General features: G+C 63.9%; 19 protein-coding genes. 11 read left to right on the top strand and 8 right to left on the bottom strand.

What is annotated here, in order from left to right; translation table 11 throughout:
* Window positions 1-130: 130 nt before the first annotated feature.
* Genes ACFP9U_RS07515 through ureG form a run of 7 tightly spaced genes read left to right on the top strand, consistent with a single transcriptional unit; the run spans window position 131 to window position 4,900 of the window.
* Complete coding sequence (locus tag ACFP9U_RS07515; protein ID WP_378620238.1) at window positions 131-436, top strand: urease subunit beta; 306 nt, start codon at window positions 131-133, stop codon at window positions 434-436.
* Window positions 437-2,146 carry an urease subunit alpha gene (ureC, locus tag ACFP9U_RS07520; protein WP_378620239.1) on the top strand — a complete coding sequence of 570 codons (1,710 nt, stop codon included), beginning with the start codon at window positions 437-439 and terminating at the stop codon, window positions 2,144-2,146.
* Between the two features lie 36 nt (window positions 2,147-2,182).
* Window positions 2,183-2,791: a LysE family translocator gene (locus tag ACFP9U_RS07525; RefSeq protein ID WP_378620241.1), complete on the top strand. Its 609-nt coding sequence runs from the start codon at window positions 2,183-2,185 to the stop codon at window positions 2,789-2,791.
* 9 nt (window positions 2,792-2,800) lie between these two features.
* On the top strand, window positions 2,801-3,277 hold the full coding sequence (locus tag ACFP9U_RS07530) for an urease accessory protein UreE (RefSeq protein ID WP_378620242.1): 477 nt from the start codon (window positions 2,801-2,803) through the stop codon (window positions 3,275-3,277).
* Window positions 3,278-3,321: 44 nt separating this feature from the next.
* A complete protein-coding gene (locus ACFP9U_RS07535; protein ID WP_378620245.1) occupies window positions 3,322-3,603 on the top strand; it encodes a YrhK family protein in 282 nt (93 codons plus the stop codon).
* Window positions 3,600-4,256, top strand: coding sequence for an urease accessory protein UreF (locus tag ACFP9U_RS07540; protein WP_378620247.1), 657 nt, complete (start codon window positions 3,600-3,602; stop codon window positions 4,254-4,256). Before ACFP9U_RS07535 ends, ACFP9U_RS07540 begins: the two co-directional genes overlap by 4 nt.
* Window positions 4,253-4,900, top strand: coding sequence for an urease accessory protein UreG (gene ureG, locus ACFP9U_RS07545; protein WP_378620249.1), 648 nt, complete (start codon window positions 4,253-4,255; stop codon window positions 4,898-4,900). Before ACFP9U_RS07540 ends, ureG begins: the two co-directional genes overlap by 4 nt.
* Window positions 4,901-4,915: 15 nt before the next feature.
* Here ureG and ACFP9U_RS07550 read toward each other — a convergent pair whose 3' ends face one another.
* Genes ACFP9U_RS07550 through ACFP9U_RS07580 form a run of 7 tightly spaced genes read right to left on the bottom strand, consistent with a single transcriptional unit; the run spans window position 4,916 to window position 11,551 of the window.
* Window positions 4,916-5,908, bottom strand: a complete 993-nt coding sequence (locus tag ACFP9U_RS07550; protein WP_378620251.1) for a Gfo/Idh/MocA family protein — start codon at window positions 5,906-5,908, stop codon at window positions 4,916-4,918.
* Complete coding sequence (locus ACFP9U_RS07555; RefSeq protein ID WP_378620254.1) at window positions 5,905-6,789, bottom strand: sugar phosphate isomerase/epimerase family protein; 885 nt, start codon at window positions 6,787-6,789, stop codon at window positions 5,905-5,907. The genes ACFP9U_RS07550 and ACFP9U_RS07555 overlap by 4 nt, the downstream gene beginning before the upstream one ends.
* 22 nt (window positions 6,790-6,811) lie before the next feature.
* On the bottom strand, window positions 6,812-7,651 hold the full coding sequence (locus ACFP9U_RS07560; RefSeq protein WP_378620318.1) for a carbohydrate ABC transporter permease: 840 nt from the start codon (window positions 7,649-7,651) through the stop codon (window positions 6,812-6,814).
* Window positions 7,648-8,565 carry a carbohydrate ABC transporter permease gene (locus ACFP9U_RS07565; protein ID WP_378620255.1) on the bottom strand — a complete coding sequence of 306 codons (918 nt, stop codon included), beginning with the start codon at window positions 8,563-8,565 and terminating at the stop codon, window positions 7,648-7,650. The genes ACFP9U_RS07560 and ACFP9U_RS07565 overlap by 4 nt, the downstream gene beginning before the upstream one ends.
* Before the next feature lie 57 nt (window positions 8,566-8,622).
* The gene (locus ACFP9U_RS07570) at window positions 8,623-9,849 is read right to left on the bottom strand and encodes an ABC transporter substrate-binding protein (protein WP_378620257.1); all 1,227 of its coding nucleotides are present in this window, start codon (window positions 9,847-9,849) and stop codon (window positions 8,623-8,625) included.
* Window positions 9,846-10,853, bottom strand: a complete 1,008-nt coding sequence (locus ACFP9U_RS07575) for an alpha/beta hydrolase (protein ID WP_378620259.1) — start codon at window positions 10,851-10,853, stop codon at window positions 9,846-9,848. Before ACFP9U_RS07575 ends, ACFP9U_RS07570 begins: the two co-directional genes overlap by 4 nt.
* The gene (locus tag ACFP9U_RS07580; protein WP_378620260.1) at window positions 10,850-11,551 is read right to left on the bottom strand and encodes a GntR family transcriptional regulator; all 702 of its coding nucleotides are present in this window, start codon (window positions 11,549-11,551) and stop codon (window positions 10,850-10,852) included. Before ACFP9U_RS07580 ends, ACFP9U_RS07575 begins: the two co-directional genes overlap by 4 nt.
* Window positions 11,552-11,639: 88 nt before the next feature.
* Between ACFP9U_RS07580 and ACFP9U_RS07585 the strand changes: the two genes are divergently transcribed.
* The 4 genes from ACFP9U_RS07585 (at window position 11,640) to ACFP9U_RS07600 (ending at window position 16,223) form a co-directional block, all read left to right on the top strand.
* Window positions 11,640-12,746, top strand: coding sequence for an ABC transporter ATP-binding protein (locus ACFP9U_RS07585; protein WP_378620262.1), 1,107 nt, complete (start codon window positions 11,640-11,642; stop codon window positions 12,744-12,746).
* 295 nt (window positions 12,747-13,041) lie between these two features.
* On the top strand, window positions 13,042-14,052 hold the full coding sequence (locus tag ACFP9U_RS07590; RefSeq protein ID WP_378620320.1) for a tripartite tricarboxylate transporter permease: 1,011 nt from the start codon (window positions 13,042-13,044) through the stop codon (window positions 14,050-14,052).
* A gap of 19 nt (window positions 14,053-14,071) precedes the next feature.
* On the top strand, window positions 14,072-15,298 hold the full coding sequence (gene lhgO / locus ACFP9U_RS07595) for an L-2-hydroxyglutarate oxidase (protein ID WP_378620264.1): 1,227 nt from the start codon (window positions 14,072-14,074) through the stop codon (window positions 15,296-15,298).
* Window positions 15,279-16,223: a LysR family transcriptional regulator gene (locus ACFP9U_RS07600; RefSeq protein ID WP_378620266.1), complete on the top strand. Its 945-nt coding sequence runs from the start codon at window positions 15,279-15,281 to the stop codon at window positions 16,221-16,223. The genes lhgO and ACFP9U_RS07600 overlap by 20 nt, the downstream gene beginning before the upstream one ends.
* On the opposite strand, the gene ACFP9U_RS07605 is transcribed toward ACFP9U_RS07600, so the two are convergent.
* A complete protein-coding gene (locus ACFP9U_RS07605) occupies window positions 16,215-16,736 on the bottom strand; it encodes a DUF6790 family protein (RefSeq protein WP_378620269.1) in 522 nt (173 codons plus the stop codon). The two genes, ACFP9U_RS07600 and ACFP9U_RS07605, sit on opposite strands and share 9 nt — an antisense overlap.
* Window positions 16,737-16,847: the final 111 nt, after the last annotated feature.

Genomic DNA, 16,847 nt, shown 5'->3' on the forward strand with positions numbered 1-16,847 from the left:
CTCGGGCTCGGCGTTGGCCGCTGGCGGCAGGAGCGTGCGGGCCTCACTCGCTTCGCCGGCCTTGCAACGGCGCTCGCCGGCCTGTGGCTGGCCTTCGCCGGATGAGCCGCCGACAAGAGGAGGATATGCCATGATCCCCGGTGAAGTTATCACCAAGCCCGGCGAGGTAACGCTGAACGCGGGCGCCGGTCAGGTCGTGCTCGAAGTCGCCAACACCGGCGACAGGCCGGTGCAGGTGGGCTCGCACTACCACTTCTTCGAGACGAACGAGGCGCTTTCCTTCGACCGGGAGAAGGCCCGCGGCATGCGTCTCGACATCGCGGCTGGTACCGCCGTCCGTTTCGAGCCCGGGCAGACGCGCGAAGTGCGGCTGGTGCCATTCTCCGGTGCCCGGACGGTCTACGGGTTCCAGCAGAAAATAATGGGAGCGGTATAGATGCCCGCAAGAATTTCCCGCGCTGCCTACGCCGACATGTACGGCCCGACCACGGGCGACAAGGTGCGGCTTGCCGATACCGAGCTCTTCATCGAGGTGGAGAAGGATTTCACGTCCTACGGCGAGGAGGTGAAGTTCGGCGGCGGCAAGGTGATCCGCGACGGCATGGGCCAGAGCCAGGTCACCCGCGCCGATGGCGCGATGGATACCGTCATCACGAACGCGCTGGTCGTGGACGTCACCGGCATCTACAAGGCCGATGTGGGCCTGAAGGACGGCCGGATCGCAGGCATCGGAAAGGCCGGCAATCCTGACACGCAGGCCGGTGTCGATATCGTCATCGGCCCCGGCACCGAGGCGATCGCCGGCGAGGGCAAGATCCTGACGGCCGGCGGCTTCGACGCGCATATCCATTTCATCTGCCCGCAGCAGATCGAGGAAGCGCTGATGAGCGGGGTGACCACCATGCTGGGCGGCGGCACGGGGCCGGCGCACGGCACGCTCGCCACCACCTGCACGCCGGGCGCCTGGCATATCGGCCGCATGATCCAGTCTTTCGACGCCTTTCCGATGAATATCGGGCTTGCGGGCAAGGGCAACGCCTCGCTCCCCGCACCGCTCGTCGAGATGGTGAAGGGCGGGGCCTGCGCGCTGAAGCTGCACGAGGACTGGGGCACCACGCCTGCGGCAATCGACAACTGCCTCTCGGTCGCCGACGATTACGACGTGCAGGTGATGATCCACACCGACACGCTCAACGAGAGCGGGTTCGTGGAAGACACCATTCGCGCCTTCAAGGACCGCACCATTCACACCTACCATACCGAAGGCGCCGGCGGCGGCCACGCGCCGGACATTATCAAGGTGTGCGGACTTTCGAACGTACTCCCGTCCTCCACCAATCCGACACGCCCCTACACGGTGAACACCATCGCCGAGCATCTCGATATGCTGATGGTCTGCCATCACCTGGACGCCTCGATCCCCGAAGACGTGGCCTTTGCCGAAAGCCGCATCCGCAAGGAGACGATCGCCGCCGAGGACATCCTGCACGATATGGGCGCCTTCTCCATCATCGCCTCGGACAGCCAGGCGATGGGCCGTGTCGGCGAGGTGATCATTCGCACCTGGCAGACGGCGGACAAGATGAAGCGCCAGCGCGGGCGGCTGCCGGAGGAGACCGGCGACAACGACAATTTCCGAGTCAAGCGCTACATCGCCAAATACACGATCAATCCGGCCATCGCCCACGGCATCTCGAAGCACATTGGCTCCATCGAGGTGGGCAAGCGCGCCGACCTTGTTCTGTGGGACACCGCCTTTTTCGGCGTGAAGCCCAACATGATCCTGATCGGCGGGTCGATCACGGCCGCCCCGATGGGCGACCCCAACGGCTCCATCCCCGCCCAGCCCTACCATTATCGGTACATGTTCGGCGGCTACGGCAAGGCGATCACCGCTTCCTCGGTCACCTTCGTCTCGAAGGCAGCACTTGACGACGGGCTGAAGGAAAGGCTCGGCGTGGAAAAAGGCATGCTTGCGGTGGAGAACACACGCGAGCAGATCGGCAAGAAGGCGATGCTCTTCAACGACTTGACACCCGAGATCGAGGTGGATCCGGAAACCTACGAGGTGCGGGCCGACGGCGAGCTCCTTACCTGCGAGCCGGCGGCGGAGCTGCCCATGGCGCAGCGTTACTTCCTGTTCTAGGATTGCCGCCTTGTCCGTAACGCGAACGAGGGCACCATGATCGCCTGGTCCATCTTCATCCCCGCCTGCTTCGCGCTCAACAGCGCGCCGGGCCCCAACAACATGCTGGCCTTTGCCAATGGCGCCCGGCTCGGCTTCGGCCGCGCCATGCTGGGCGGACTCGGGCGCATGCCGGCCTTCGCGCTTCTGATCCTGATCACGATCGTGGGGCTCGGCGCCGTGCTCGCCGCCTCGGCGGCCGCCTTCACCATCGTCAAGCTGGCGGGCGCCGTCTATCTCGTCTATGTGGGCATTCAGTTCCTGCGCAAGGCACGCGCCCTTGCCGCCGCCCAGAGCCAGGAAACGGCGGTACGCCCCCTCATGCGGCGCGACTTTCTGATCGCCATCAGCAATCCGAAGGCGATCGCCATCTTCACCGCCTTTTTCCCGCAGTTTATCGATGCCTCCGCGCCCGCCTGGACGCAGCTTGCGGCCATGGGCGGGGTCTTCCTCCTCCTGGAGGTGGCGGCGGTGATGCTCTACGTGACTGCCGGAACGCTGATCGGCAAGATGCTGAAGTCCAACCGCATATTCGTGCAGTTGAACCGGCTCGTCGGTGGCGTGCTCATCGCTTCCGGCGCGTCGATGGCACTCTCCAGACAATAGCAGGATTCCATGCTCCCGACCGCCACATGTGTCACGCAAACCGTCGCCGACCCCGCCGACAAGATCACCCTGGACGAAACGGCACGCCACCGCCGCCGCATGGCGATGCGCTCCGACGGCGGCATCGAGTTCCTCCTCGACCTGCCCGAGGCGCGGCTCCTGCAGCATGGCGAGGGGCTCGTGCTCGACGATGGGCGCGTCATCGAAGTGCATGCCGCGCCGGAGCCGCTCTACGAGGTGCGTGGGCGCGATGCCCGCCATCTGGTCACTCTGGCGTGGCAGCTCGGCAACCGCCACCTGCCGGCGGAAATTGCGGAGGACCGGATCCTCATCCGCCGCGATCACGTCATTCACGAAATGCTGATCGGCCTGGGCGCGACGGTGGGCGAGATCATGGCGCCCTTTTCTCCGGAGAGGGGTGCCTACCACAGCCATTCCCACGGCCATCATCACGGGGGCGGAGGAGACCACGAACATGGCGCGTGAATTCTGCTATGCCTCCATCGGCAGAAACAGCTTGGGGTAGCGCCATGAAGATCTTCAACCCGTCGAACCCTACCCGTTCATGCAGGCATCGGAAGCTCTACGCCTATTACGAGATAGGCTACACCGTCGCCGAGTTTGCCGCGGCAATGCTGTTTTTTGTCGGATCCGTTCTATTCCTCTACCCGGCGGTGGAGACGCCGGCCATCTGGTGCTTCATCATCGGATCGGCCTTCTTCGCGCTCAAGCCGAGCATAAGGGTCGTTCGCGAACTGCACTATCTCGCCATCGGCGACTACACGGATCTCGAAGGAGCCGGGCAGGGGTGAACAATGGGCTCGTCCGTCTGCTGACGTGGTGCTCGCCGGCCTTTCCGATCGGCGCGTTCGCCTATTCCGCCGGTTTGGAAACGGCAATCGCCCATGCGCGGATGGCCGGCCGTGCGGAAACAAAAGACTGGATCGCAGGAAACCTGAGGAGCGGTACCGCGCGCAACGACGCAATCCTGGTCGCGGAGGCGTGGCGCGGACACGAGGCGCCTCACCGGCTCGCCGAACTTGCCGAGTTCTGCCTGGCGCTGACGCCGGCGCTCGAGCGCCATACGGAAATGCTGGTGACGGGAGGCGCCTTTGCCGAGGCCGCACGCGCGTGGCCCGACCCGGTGCACGACCGGCTGCCGGAGCCATGCCCGTATCCGGTCGCTTTCGGTGCGGTGGCCGGCGCAGCCGGCATCGACCTCACCGACACGCTCGCCGCCTACCTGACCGTCCATGTCCAGGCGCAGGTCTCGGTCGCCGTCCGGCTCGTGCCGATCGGCCAGACGGAGGGGCTTCAAATTCAGGCGGCGCTGGAGCCGCTCGTTGCGGAACTGTCGGCCGGATTGTCTAACGCCACGACCGACGATCTTGGCGCCGCCGCCTATGCGGCCGATATCGCCGCCATGAAACACGAAACGCTTGGCACGAGGATTTTCCGCTCATGACATCGCTCAACGGCCCCCTGCGCATCGGCATCGGCGGACCTGTCGGTTCCGGAAAGACCACGCTGTGCGAAGTCCTGCTCAAGACCATGCGCGACCGCTATTCCATGGCGGTGGTCACCAACGACATCTACACCAGGGAGGACGCGCTGATCCTGGCGCGCTTGCAGGCGATCTCGGAAGACCGGATCGTCGGTGTGGAGACGGGCGGCTGTCCGCATACGGCGATCCGCGAAGATGCCTCCCTCAATCTGGCGGCCATTGCTGACTTGAATCGCCGCTTCCCCGATCTCGACATGGTGCTGATCGAAAGCGGCGGCGACAATCTGGCCGCCACCTTCTCGCCCGATCTCGCGGATCTCACCATCTACGTGATCTCGGTGGCCCAGGGAGAGAAGATCCCGCGCAAGGGCGGGCCGGCGATCACGCGTTCTGACCTGCTCATCATCAACAAGACCGACCTCGCCCCGCATGTCGGGGCCGATCTCGAGGTGATGCGGGAAGACACCGAGAGAGTGCGCGAAGGGCGGCCCTATATCATGACCGACCTCTCGCGCCGCAAGGGCGTCGAGGAGATCTGCGCCTTCATCGAAACGGCAGGAGGCCTTCGCCGGCCTGCGGACGCGCAGGATCGAAAGTCGGCCTGAAAGGCTCGCCGCCGGTCACGCCGGGAGGCTGGCGCGGATCGTCTCGAGCCAGCGCATCGCCGTTGCGCCATCGTCGATCAGGGGCGCCGAATTGCGCTCGCCCCGGAAGGCGGCGACCGTTTCCTTCAAAAGCGCATGATAACCCTTAAAATCCTCGTTGGCCGCGGCCGTGAAGTTCGGCCGCCAGGACAAGCTGTCTTCCCCGTCGATCAGACTCGCTTCCGGGTTGTCGGACTTGAACGGCGGGTCGCGGTGATAGGTAACCCCGATGACGTTGTCGATCTCGACGCGGCGATGATCACCCATGACCTGCACGAACTCCATGGGCGTGCCGCGGGACTGGATCGTCCCCATCACCAGCGTCCCGATCGCCCCGTTCTCGAACTGAATAGCGACGTGCAGCAGGATCTTGCCGGGTTCTTTCTCCATGACCCGCGGCTCCATTGCCGCGATGGGGCCGACCAGATGGGCCGGAAGGTCCATGTAGTGCACGCAATGGTGCAGCAGGAAACCGGTATAGTCGGCGTTGCCCTCGAAATAAGTGGGGGCCGTCATGTAGGAGCCGTAGAAGCCGAGTGCGGAGCCGAAATCCCGGTCGATCACCGCCTTGGCGATCCTGTTGCCCGCCGAGAAGCGCTTCATGAAGCCGACCACGAGAGGCTTGCCGGCCTTTTCCGAAGCGTCCCTGAGGCGCAGCGCGTCCTCATGGGAGGCGCCGGGCGGCTTTTCCATGAAGACAGGCAATCCGTGTTCGAGTGCGGCCTTGCCGATCTCGAGATGCGCCGCGGGGCCGATGGCGAGACCGACGGCGTCGAGCCCGGGATGGGCGAGCAGGTCCCGCGCGTCGGAAAAGACCGCGCCCACCCCGTATTGGCGGGCCACGTCCGCGGCGCGACCGGCATCGATGTCGCAGATGGCGGCGATGCGGACGTCTTGACGGACGAGCTGTGGCAAAAGCATCTGCGCGGCGTGTCGCCCGCAACCAATCCAGCCGATATTGAGCGTCATCGACGATAGCGTCCCATTGTCATTGCGTTCTTCAGGAGTGCGAGGCTGGCGGCGAGCTTTTCCGTCTCGTCCTCATGCGGAGGCCGCCACTGCGCGATCGGCACCGCGATGCGATCGTCGTCCCGCCGGAATGGTTCGAGCGCGATCGGACCCGCATAGCCGACGGCGTGGAGCGCCCGGGCAACGGCGACCCAGTCGGTCGCGCCCGTGCCGAGGAAACCGCGATGATTCTCGTTCGCCTGGAAATGCGCGATGCGGGGACCCGCTTCGACGATCGCTTCGGGAATGCTCGCGTCCTCCATGTGCATATGGAAGGTGTCGAGCATGAGCCCCACCGACGGCTCGCCGACGAGGTCGATGAGCGCGGTGCCCTGCCGCGTCGTGCACAGGATGTCGGTTTCGAAACGGTTGAGAGGCTCCACGGCGAGGGTGACGCCCGCCTGCGCTGCGAACGGGGCGACGGCCTTGAGACCTTCCACGCACCAATTCTCACGCGCGGCACGAAGTGTCTCGTCGACGGGGTGCGGCGCCCGCCCCGCAAAGACCAGCGGGTTGCCATAGAGGGGACCGCCGACGATGCGGGCGCCGAGCGTGTGGGCACACTCAATCGCGTATTTCAGGTAGTCCAGGCCCGATTGCCGGCAGGTCGCATCGCTGCTGGTCAGGTTGCGCTCCATGTTGACGCGGGCGGCCAGCACGACATCGAGCCCGGCATCCGTGAGCGCCTCACGCAACTTTTTCAGGTCGACGTCGCCGGGCTCTGGCACCAGCAGCTCGATAAAGTCGAAACCCAGCGCCTTCAGGCGCCTCAGCCAGGGGAAATGGTCTTCGGTGAAAGGGCGGGCGATCTGCATGGAAATCAGCCCGACGGGATTGGTCATCAATGTATTCTCCACGGTTCGGTCAGCCTTTGACGGCACCCTGTGTTAGGCCCGAGATCAGCCGTTTCTGGATGAGCAGGAAGAGCAGCGTGGCGGGCATGGCGCCCAGCACGCCGCCTGCCGTCAGCAGGCCCCATTCGATCTGGTATTCCCCGATGAGCGTCTGGATGGCGACGGTGATGGTGCGCACGTTGCGGCCGCCCAGCGTCAGTGCATAAAGGTACTCGTTCCAGGACGTGATGAAGATATAGATGCCGGTGGCGATGATGCCCGGCAGGATGAGTGGCAGGATCACCTTCCTGAGCGCCCCCAGCCGCGAACAGCCGTCGATCATGGCCGCTTCGTCGAGGCTCCTTGGAATGGAATTGATGTAGCTGGTCATCATCCACACCGAGAAGGGGATCGCCACGGTGGCGTTGGCGATGATCAGCGCGGCATGCGTGTCGATCAGGCCGAGCCGGCGCATGATCACGAAGAGCGGCAGGATGAGCAGGACGACGGGAAACATGTTGATAACGAGGAATTTGATCATCAGAACGCGCCGACCGGGAAAGCGGAAGCGCGAGAACGCGTAAGCCGCGGTGACGCTGAGGCTCAGCCCCAGGACGACGGTTCCGATGGCCACGATGAAACTGTGCACCATGTTGAACGGAAAGTCCGTGCGGCCAACGAGCCTCTCGTAGTTCGCCGCGGTCCAGTTCTGCGGATCGAGCGCGACGCCTGCCTGCAACAAGTGCTCCTGCGGGGTGAAAGAGGTCAGCGCCATCCAGATATACGGACCGAGCGCGAAGGCGACGATCGCCAGCACCGGAAGGTGCGTGCCGAAGAGCGAACGAAGGGCGGATTGGCGGCGTACCATCAGTCCAGGGTCCTGTTGACGCGCGAGAGATAGACGAGCACGAGCCCGGTCAGCATGATGGTGAAAATGACCGCGAGCGCGGAGCCATAGCCGAAGTTCAGGCTGGAGCGGGCTTCGATGAAGGCGTAGAGCGGCAATGTGTGGGTGGCGTAGCCCGGCCCTCCGCCGGTCATGACGTAAATGACGTCGATGGAGTTGGCGACCCAGATCGTGCGCAGGAGGATCGCGGTGCCAAGCACGCCTGCGATGCCGGGCAGCGTGATGTTGCAGAACTGCTGCCAATTACTGGCGCCGTCGATCGCCGCCGCTTCGTAGTAGCTCCTGGGGATTGACTGCAGGCCCGCTAGGATCATCACGGCGAAGAAGGGAAAGCCCTGCCAGGTCAGCGTGAGGATGACGGCGTAGAGCGCCGTGTCGGGATCGGCCAGCCACGGAAAGGAGGACTGCATGATCCCGAGCCGGAACAGGATGTCGTTGAGCACGCCGTAATTGGCGTCATAGATCCAGCGCCACATCAGCGCGATAACGACGCTCGGCAAGGCCCAGGGAATGATAATCAGCGCCCGCGCCACGGGCCGCCAGAAGAAATCACGGTTGAGCAGGATGGCGGTGACGAGCCCGAGGAGCGCCTGCGCGGGAATGGTGATGCCGATCCACAGCAGCGTGTTCCAGAAGGAGATCCAGAAAACATCGTCCTGAAACGCCGCGATGAAGTTGCCGAACCATATGAACGTACGGTCCGCCGGCCGCCAGACGACATAGTCGTGCAGGCTCAGGAAAATCGCTTCCGCCATGGGCAGGAAGACGATCAGAAGAGTGACCAGGACCGCTGGCGTCAGGAGGAGATAGGGAAACGCGGAGACGCTCTCCCGGGTTCTTCCGCGGCCGTGCGGTACTGTGCGAGCAGCTGAGGACATCGTCGGACCGGTTCTGGAAACGGGCAGCCGGGCCGTTGCCCGGCTGCCGGAATAGGCTTACTCGGACGCGTAGAGCTCTTCGAACTCGCGCATCATCTCGTCGGAGGTGATTTCGCCCAGAAGGGCGCGTTGCATGGCGCGCGGCCAGACATTGTCCACGAAATCGGACGTCGCACCCGTTGCCGGAAGGGTCTCGGCGAAGGGAAGGGAGTCCATCGTCGCCTCTACGAAGCGCGCCTCGTGGTTCCGCCAGTTCTCCGAATCCGACTTGGTGACGGGCAACTGACCGGTCGCCTCATTGAAGAGCGCGTTGTTTCCGCTGGAGGCGAGGAAGGAAATCCATTTCCAGGTGGCTTCCTTGTCTTCCGCCGAGGAAAACACCGCCAGTGACTCGTCGCCGAAAGCCGTCCAACGCCCGCCGCCGCATTCCGGCACGGGTGCTGCGGAGACCTTGTCGCCGAGCGCCTCGACCATGGCGTTGGAGGAGCCGATGTGGTGAATCGTCATCGCCGTGCGCCCCTGCTGGAATGCAGCGATGATCTCCTGGAACCCGTCATTCGGGGCCGACGGTGGAAAGACGCCGTGCTTGCGATGCAGGTCGATCACCCATTGGTTCGCGGCAATGGCCGTCTCGCTGGTCAGGCTCTCTTCGTCTTCGAGCGAAACGCCCTCATGGGACAGCACCAGGCTCGCCCAGTGGTCGTGACCGCCTTTACCGCCGCGGAAGCCGAAGCCGTAGACGTCGTTATTACCGTCTCCATCCGTATCCTGCGTCAGCGCCTGGGCCGCGGCCAGGAAGTCTTCACAGGTTTCAGGCGGTGCGAGGCTCGCCTCCTCGAACATGTCGGCGCGATAATAGAGATAGAGCACCACGTACTGGACGGGCAGGTAGTACTGGTTGTCGTCCGGGCCGGCGTTGATCTCCAGGATGTTGTCGAGCAGGTCGTCCTTGCCATCCCAATTCGCCAGCCGTTCATCGATCGGCTCGAGCGCACCCATTTCAACGAGCCGCGGCTGCGCGAAGAGCTTGACCATGGCGGCGTCCGGCGCACCGCCGCCGACGATCGCCGTGTACAGATTGTCGTAATAGCTGTTCCACGGCACGTTCTCGGCTTCGATCGTGATGCCCGGGTTCTTCTCCTCGAACTTGGCGATCAGCGCGTTCATCGGATTGTCCGGATTGTCGAAATGGTACCAGAACCGCACGGTCGAATCCGCGTGGGCAAGGCCCGCCATTGCCGATATCGACGCAGCCAGTGCGAGCGTTTTCAAAGCGTTTCTCATCTTTTCCTCCCGTGGTTGGATGAATGTCCGGCCGTGTCCAGCCAGTCGGCGGCCAGAGCAAAGGCGGTACGCGCCTCCTCGAGCGCGGCAGTCATCTGCATGAAGCCGTGCACCACGCCGCGATGCAGATGGCAGACGTCATGGCGCCCGAGGGCTCTCAGGCGTTCGTGAAGGCCGAGCGTGTCGTCCCGCAACGGGTCCAGCTCGGCCGCATTGAGATAGAGGGGCGGAAGGGCCGACAGCGCTTCGTTCGAGGCATTGAGCGGAGCGGTCAGCGGATCGCTACGCAACGCGGGATCCGGTGCATACCGGTCCCAATAGCCCTTCATCCGCGCGGCCGTGAGGCCGTAGGGCGGGTCCGGCATGCGGTAGGATGCGGTGGCGAAGTCCGCGCCATAGACGCCGTAGAAGAGCAACGCGAAGTCGGGCAGGGGCGTGCCATCCCGAAGGGCGCCGAGCATGGTGGCCATGGCGAGGTTGGCGCCGGCTGAATCTCCTGAAATGCCGGCCGGTCCAGCGTCGATACCATGTGCCGCGGCCGCCGCGAAAGCCGCACCCCAGGCTGCCTTGCAGTCCTCCAGTCCGGCGGGAAACGGCGCCTCGGGCGCGCGACGGTAGAACGGCGCGATCACCGCCATCCGGCAGGATGCAGCCAGAAGGCGGATGGCCCGCTCGTGGGTATGCGGCGAGCCGAACATCCAGCCGCCGCCATGCAGATAGAGAATGAAACCCGGTCTGGGTTCGAAAGGAATCCGCAATGTCGCCGTGATCGGACCGATCTGGGAGCCGTCCGACAGCGTTATGTCTTTCGCTGCCGCCATCTCAGGCAGTTCGACGTTCCAGCGACTGTTGCTCCGTTCGAACTGCGCGCGTGCCTGGTCGAGCGGCAGCGAGAAGGAATCGGCAAGCCCCTCGTCTTCTGCCTTGAGCCACTCGATGAGCGCCCCCATCTGCCGGGTCGGCTCGGGCGCCCGCACCGCCGTTGATCCCGCCCGCCCCGTCATATGCTTTCCTCGTGGGAGGGCTGCTCGAACAGGGCGGGCCCGAAATCGACGATCGTCGCCACGTGGTGGCCGATGGCGCCTATCGCAGCTTCCTCGTTACGGGAATCGAGCGCTTCGATGATTGATTCGTGGCGCCGCGCGGTGACGTCGAGATCGCGCTGTTCGCCGCTGCGCAGGATCTTGAAACGCTGGTTGTGCAGGATGCAGCGTGACAAGAGCGGCTCGACCGCGGGAAGGTCCGCGGCCTGGAACAGGCACATGTGGAAGCTGCGGTCGAAATCGGCGAGGGCATATTCATCCTTCGCGCGCGCGGCCTTCATCATCGCCGCCAGGTAGTGGCGCAGATCGTCGAGGGCCTTGTCGTTTATCCGCTGGACGGCGCGGCAGATCCCGCGGGTCTCGATCCCGTGGCGCAGCCGGAACATCTCGACCGCCTCGTCCCGCGTGCAGTCGGACACGCGCGTGCCCCTGTGCCCCATGCGCACCACAAGACCTTCGTCCTGAAGGTTGAGCAGCGCTTCGCGTACGGGGCCCTGGCTGCAGCCGAAATATTCGGCGAGCTCGAGTTCCAGAAGGGTCTCTCCCGGAGCCGCCTCGCCGAGCATGATCGCCCGTTTGAGCCCCTCGAAGACCTCCATGCTCTTCGACACCCGCTGGGTCGCTTCGCGTCCTCTTCTGCCGGTCAGGGCAAATGCCATCGGCCCGCCTCTTGTCGCCTGCGTCTCCTTCCATTATTATCAATATTGATAACGATAAGGCAAGGGCGAAACGAGGGATGCGGCGCGCATGGCCACGATCGAGCTGAGGGATGTCATCAAGAGCTACGGGGGAGCGGAGGTCATCCACGGCGTTTCGCTCGACATCGCCGACCATGAATTCATGGTGTTCGTCGGCCCCTCCGGCTGCGGCAAGAGCACGCTCCTGCGCATGGTGGCGGGACTCGAGACGATCACCGGCGGCGATATCCTGATCGGCGACAGGCTGGTGAATGCGCTCGAACCGCGTTACCGGGACATTGCCATGGTCTTTCAGGACTATGCGCTTTACCCGCACATGACCGTGCGCGAGAACATGGCTTTCGGCCTGAGGATGCGCAAGGCGCCGGCCTCGGAGGTCGAGGAGAAGCTCGCGGAAGCGGCGGACATCCTGCAGATCACGCCGCTTCTCGATCGCAAGCCCGGCCAGCTCTCCGGCGGGCAGCGCCAGCGTGTGGCGATGGGACGCGCGATCGTCCGGCGGCCCTCAGCCTTCCTGTTCGACGAGCCGCTGTCCAATCTCGACGCCAAGCTGCGCGTCGACATGCGCACCCAGATCAAGCGCCTGCACGCGCTTTTGAAGACGACCACCATCTATGTCACGCACGATCAGGTCGAGGCGATGACGCTGGCGGACCGGATCACGGTGCTCCGCAACGGCCACATCGAGCAGGTGGGCACCCCGTTCGCGCTTTATGAACGTCCGGCCAATCTTTTCGTCGCCGAATTCATCGGCTCGCCCGCCATGAACATGGTCAAGGCATATTACGTGGTCGAAGGAGACAGGGCCGAGGCGGTCATCCGTGACGACCTTCGCATCGCCCTGCCGCCCTACGGCGTGCAAAACGGCACCGAAGTGGTCCTCGGTATCCGCCCCGAACATCTGGAGCCGTCCCAGTTCCGCCCGCACGGAAACGCGATGACTTTTCCGGCGACGACCAAGATTCTGGAGCCCTTGGGATCCGATGTGATGGCGCTGTGCGAGCTTTCCGGTGTGGAACTGACCGCGCGCCTGACGCCCGGCCGTGTTTCCCGGTCGGGAGAAAGTGTCGACCTCGTGTTCGACACCGCGCATGTCCACCTCTTTGACGCCGAGGGCGGTCAGCGGATCGAGGCGCTTGGCGCCGAGGCCGCGTAGGCAAACCGGCCTCCCTTTCCACGCCGAGGCGTTCGGACGGCAAGCCATCCTCGCGCTTGCCCGGTTCCGCTTTGGGTCGGGTCTCGGTGGCGAAAACCAAAGGAAAGATTTGGCTTGATTTAAGAGAAACCAATCTTTTCTTGCCCCTTCTCCATGGGGCACCCTCCGGACAATGGGTATGCGTCTCGGAGGGAGGCCGGATTGATCGCACACGGCTATCAAACACATGAGAATCAAGCCGCCGCCATCTTTCGGGCATGGGGAATGACGGAAGAGCGCGCGAGACCGCAACGCGATCAAGGGTTTCACCGCTCTCGCCATTGGTTTCTGGCTCGGCATGATCGGGCTCGATCCCATCGCCGGTCCGATCCGGTTTACCTTCGGTTCCATGGAACTGTTCGACGGTCTGGACTTCTCGGTCGTCGCGGTGGGCCTGTTCGGACTGACCGCGATGTTCACCAGCCTCAACGAGAATGTGACGAAGGGCCTCGCCAAGTTTGAACTTTCCGGACTGTTTCCGCGAGTAAAGTATGCTGTCCGATCCCGCATCGACCTGCTGCAGGGAGCGGTTACCGGATTTTTCGTGGGCGTCCTGCCGGGGATCGGAGCGACCGCAGCGACCATGATGGCCTATGCCGCCTCAAAGCGCATGTCCAAGACGCCCGAAAGATACGGCACCGGCATCGTCGAGGGGATCGCCGCACCCGAAGCGGCCAACAACAGCGCCTCCTATTCCTCGATGATCCCTCTGTTCACGCTCGGGATCCCGGGCTCGGCGACGACGGCCGTCATGATGGGAGGCCTCCTGATGCTGGGCCTACAGCCCGGGCCTCTGCTTTTCGTCAACAATGGCGATTTCATCTGGACGGTTTTCGGCAGCTTCTGGATCGGCAACGTGATGCTCGTCTTCCTGACGCTCCTTTTGACGCCGCTCCTGGCCTCGCTCCTGTTCATTTCGTCGGCAATCCTCTATCCAATGGTCTTTGCGATCATCGTCTTCGGCGTCTTCTCCATCGGCTACTCGATGTCGGGCGTGACGATCGCGCTTCTGGCCGGCTTCTTCGGCCTGATCCTCATCAAGCTCGACTATCCGCCGGTTCCCCTCGTCCTCGGGCTCATCCTCGGGCCGATGCTGGAGCGCAATATCCGCCGCACGCTGATACAGTCGCAGGGTGACGTGCTGATCTTCATCGAGCGCCCCATCGCATTGACCCTGTTTGTGCTGACGGCGATTGTCTTGCTGCTGCCGGTCGCGATGAAGCTTTTGCGGAAGAAGAAGCCGCTGCTTGCCGAGACATCCTCCTGAGGATCGGACAAGGGACGACATGGAGTACACCTACTGCATCATCGGTGGCGGCATTGTCGGGCTGGCGACGGCGCTGAGCCTGTCGCAACGCGATCCCGCCGCGAAAATCCTCCTCCTGGAAAAGGAGGCGGCGGTCGGAATGCACCAGACCGGCCACAATAGCGGGGTCATCCATGCCGGAATCTATTATAAGCCCGGTTCGCTGAAAGCCCGGCTCTGCCGCGCCGGAGCCGAGGCGACCAAGGCATTCTGTGGGCAAAACGGCATCCCCTATGAGACCTGCGGCAAGCTCCTGATCGCAACCGATCAGCGTGAGCTCGAGCGGCTGGGCGGGCTCGAGGAACGCGCCAGTCAAAACGAGATCAGCTTCGAGCCCGTCTCGCGCGAGCGCCTGCGCCGGATCGAACCGAACGTCACCGGCATCGGTGCCCTGTTGGTCCATGCCACGGGCATCGTCGACTATCGTCAGGTCTGTCTGGCGATGGCCGAAAAGATGAAGGAACGGGGAGCGGTCCTCAAACTCGGAAAGCAGGTGGTGGCGATCGACGAGGGGGAAGGGCGTGTCTCGATCCACGATCGTGACGGTGAGATCCACCACGCCCGCTATCTGATCAGCTGTGCCGGTCTCCAGTCGGACCGGATTGCGCGGTTGGCCGGCATGCGGCTCAAACATCGCATCGTCCCCTTCCGCGGCGAATATTACACCTTGCCGCCGTCCAAATCCGAGATCGTCAAGCACCTCATCTATCCGGTGCCCGACCCGGACCTGCCCTTCCTCGGCATTCACCTGACCCGCATGATCGACGGGCGGGTCACGGTCGGCCCGAACGCCGTGCTCGGCTTTTCGCGCGAAGGATACCGGAAAGGCAGCATCGACTTCCGGGATGTCGCCTCGCTGGCGACGCATGGCGGTTTCTGGAAGATGGCGCACAGGAACTTGAAATCCGGCATCGACGAATTCCGGAATTCATTCTCCCGGCGTCGTTACCTCGAGGAATGCCGCAAATATTGCCCGAGCCTCACGCTGGACGACCTTCGGGAACCGGGCGCCGGCATCAGGGCGCAGGCGATCCTCGACGACGGCACGCTGGTGCACGACTTTCTGTTCCTGCAGTCGGAACGCATGCTGCACGTCTGCAACGCTCCGTCGCCAGCCGCCACCTCGGCCATGCCCATTGCCGAGATGATCGTCGACAGGCTGCACGGAACGGGCGAGGACCAGACGCATGGAAACGCGCTTTCTTGAAACGTTTGTCCTTGTTGCCGAACTCGGATCCCTGGCGGAAGCTTCACGCCGCCTGGGGATTTCGCCGGTGGCGGTCGCACAGCGCATGCAAGCGCTGGAGGATGAAATCGGGGCGACCCTGCTCGTGCGCACCGGCCGTCGTGTAAAGCCCACGGATGCCAGCCATGCGATCCTCGACAAGGCGCGCGAAATATTGGTCGGCGTTCGTACCCTGGCGGGCCTCACGAGGCTCGACGAAATCGCCGGCGACATCCGCATCGGGGCCATTGCCACGACGCTGACCGGAATCCTGCCGGCCGCACTCCTGACGCTCAGTCGCACCGCACCGGCGGTCAACGCGTTTCTCCTGCCGGGCACGTCCAACGATCTCTACCGCTCGCTCCTGGACGGCAAGATCGATGGCGCGCTCATCGTCGCGCCACCATTTCCGGTCGCCAAGTCCCTGCGGTGGAAGACGCTTCGAAAGGAGCGCCTCGTTGTCCTGTGCGCACCCGCGCATCGGGGAGAGGACCCGCTGGAACTGCTGCGGAGCGAGCCCTTCATCCGCTATGACCGCAATAATTGGGGCGGGCGCCTTCCCGATCAGTACCTCCGCGACAACGGGATTTTTCCGCGCGAGCGCTTCGAACTGGACTCGCTGGACGCGATTGCCGTGATGGTGCGTACGGGCCTGGGCGTGTCCCTCGTCCCCGATTGGGAGCTTCCCTGGGACCATGCCGATACGCTGGTCCGCTTGCCCGTGCCCGATCCCTGTCCCGAGCGCGCCATCGGCATGCTTTGGCCGCAAAGTTCGCCGGCAGGGCGATTGATCGATTGCGTCGTGGAGGCGATCGAGGAGACGGCGCCGGGCAAGCGTCAACACCGGCGCGAGGGCGGCAGATGCGCGCCGTCCCGGGCGTCGGCGCCCCGAACGGTCTCAGGTTGAGCGCGCCGAGGCCTGCCCTGTCTTCCCATACCGCATCCACAGCAGGAGCGCGCCGAGCAAGGGCACGAAGATGTCGGTATAGAAGATCGCTCCGGCATTGCCCGGAGCGAAATTGCCCGCCATGATCATTTGATAGGCATGGCCGCCGGCCGCGCCAAGCAGGAAGCATGCGGGGCCAACGACGGCCGCAAGGCGCATTTCAAAGCCGCCCTTGAACGCCAGGAAACCGACCACCGCAAAGCCCAGGCTGGCAAAGCCGACCTCGGCCTGAAAGGGGCTGTTTTCCCAGCCGATGAACGCCGCCGCCATGTCGCCGAAGAAGACGTGCATCACGAAATTGTAGAGGAAGGTGAAGCCGATGACGAAGAGCGCATAGTAGGCGAGCGCCTTTTCCGCCAATCGCGGGCGGGCACCATTTCGGCCGGCCAGCATGGAGATCGCGGTCGCGATGGCGGCAATTACCAGGAATGTAATGGTGAAATTGCTCAGTACGAGCGCGATTGCCTGTTCCATCACTCCCCCTGGATTCGCCAAGTGCCGCCGCTTCCTTCATAAAAAGGAAGCGGCTAACGAAAGTTGAAGGACCGAAAGCCCTCGGCGGGGCGCCGATCGTCGGGTTTGACC

Origin of the sequence: Nitratireductor sp. GCM10026969, assembly GCF_042660605.1 — a bacterium.
In the GTDB taxonomy this organism is placed as follows: domain Bacteria; phylum Pseudomonadota; class Alphaproteobacteria; order Rhizobiales; family Rhizobiaceae; genus Chelativorans.

Bases quoted from the DNA above. Each gene is read 5' to 3' on its own strand.
- ACFP9U_RS07515 (WP_378620238.1), top strand. From the start codon at position 131: ATGATCCCCGGTGAAGTTATCACCAAGCCCGGCGAGGTAACGCTGAAC.
- ureC (WP_378620239.1), top strand. From the start codon at position 437: ATGCCCGCAAGAATTTCCCGCGCTGCCTACGCCGACATGTACGGCCCG.
- ACFP9U_RS07525 (WP_378620241.1), top strand. From the start codon at position 2,183: ATGATCGCCTGGTCCATCTTCATCCCCGCCTGCTTCGCGCTCAACAGC.
- ACFP9U_RS07530 (WP_378620242.1), top strand. From the start codon at position 2,801: ATGCTCCCGACCGCCACATGTGTCACGCAAACCGTCGCCGACCCCGCC.
- ACFP9U_RS07535 (WP_378620245.1), top strand. From the start codon at position 3,322: ATGAAGATCTTCAACCCGTCGAACCCTACCCGTTCATGCAGGCATCGG.
- ureG (WP_378620249.1), top strand. From the start codon at position 4,253: ATGACATCGCTCAACGGCCCCCTGCGCATCGGCATCGGCGGACCTGTC.
- ACFP9U_RS07550 (WP_378620251.1), bottom strand. From the start codon at position 5,908: ATGACGCTCAATATCGGCTGGATTGGTTGCGGGCGACACGCCGCGCAG.
- ACFP9U_RS07555 (WP_378620254.1), bottom strand. From the start codon at position 6,789: ATGACCAATCCCGTCGGGCTGATTTCCATGCAGATCGCCCGCCCTTTC.
- ACFP9U_RS07565 (WP_378620255.1), bottom strand. From the start codon at position 8,565: ATGTCCTCAGCTGCTCGCACAGTACCGCACGGCCGCGGAAGAACCCGG.
- ACFP9U_RS07570 (WP_378620257.1), bottom strand. From the start codon at position 9,849: ATGAGAAACGCTTTGAAAACGCTCGCACTGGCTGCGTCGATATCGGCA.
- ACFP9U_RS07575 (WP_378620259.1), bottom strand. From the start codon at position 10,853: ATGACGGGGCGGGCGGGATCAACGGCGGTGCGGGCGCCCGAGCCGACC.
- ACFP9U_RS07580 (WP_378620260.1), bottom strand. From the start codon at position 11,551: ATGGCATTTGCCCTGACCGGCAGAAGAGGACGCGAAGCGACCCAGCGG.
- ACFP9U_RS07585 (WP_378620262.1), top strand. From the start codon at position 11,640: ATGGCCACGATCGAGCTGAGGGATGTCATCAAGAGCTACGGGGGAGCG.
- lhgO (WP_378620264.1), top strand. From the start codon at position 14,072: ATGGAGTACACCTACTGCATCATCGGTGGCGGCATTGTCGGGCTGGCG.
- ACFP9U_RS07600 (WP_378620266.1), top strand. From the start codon at position 15,279: ATGGAAACGCGCTTTCTTGAAACGTTTGTCCTTGTTGCCGAACTCGGA.
- ACFP9U_RS07605 (WP_378620269.1), bottom strand. From the start codon at position 16,736: ATGGAACAGGCAATCGCGCTCGTACTGAGCAATTTCACCATTACATTC.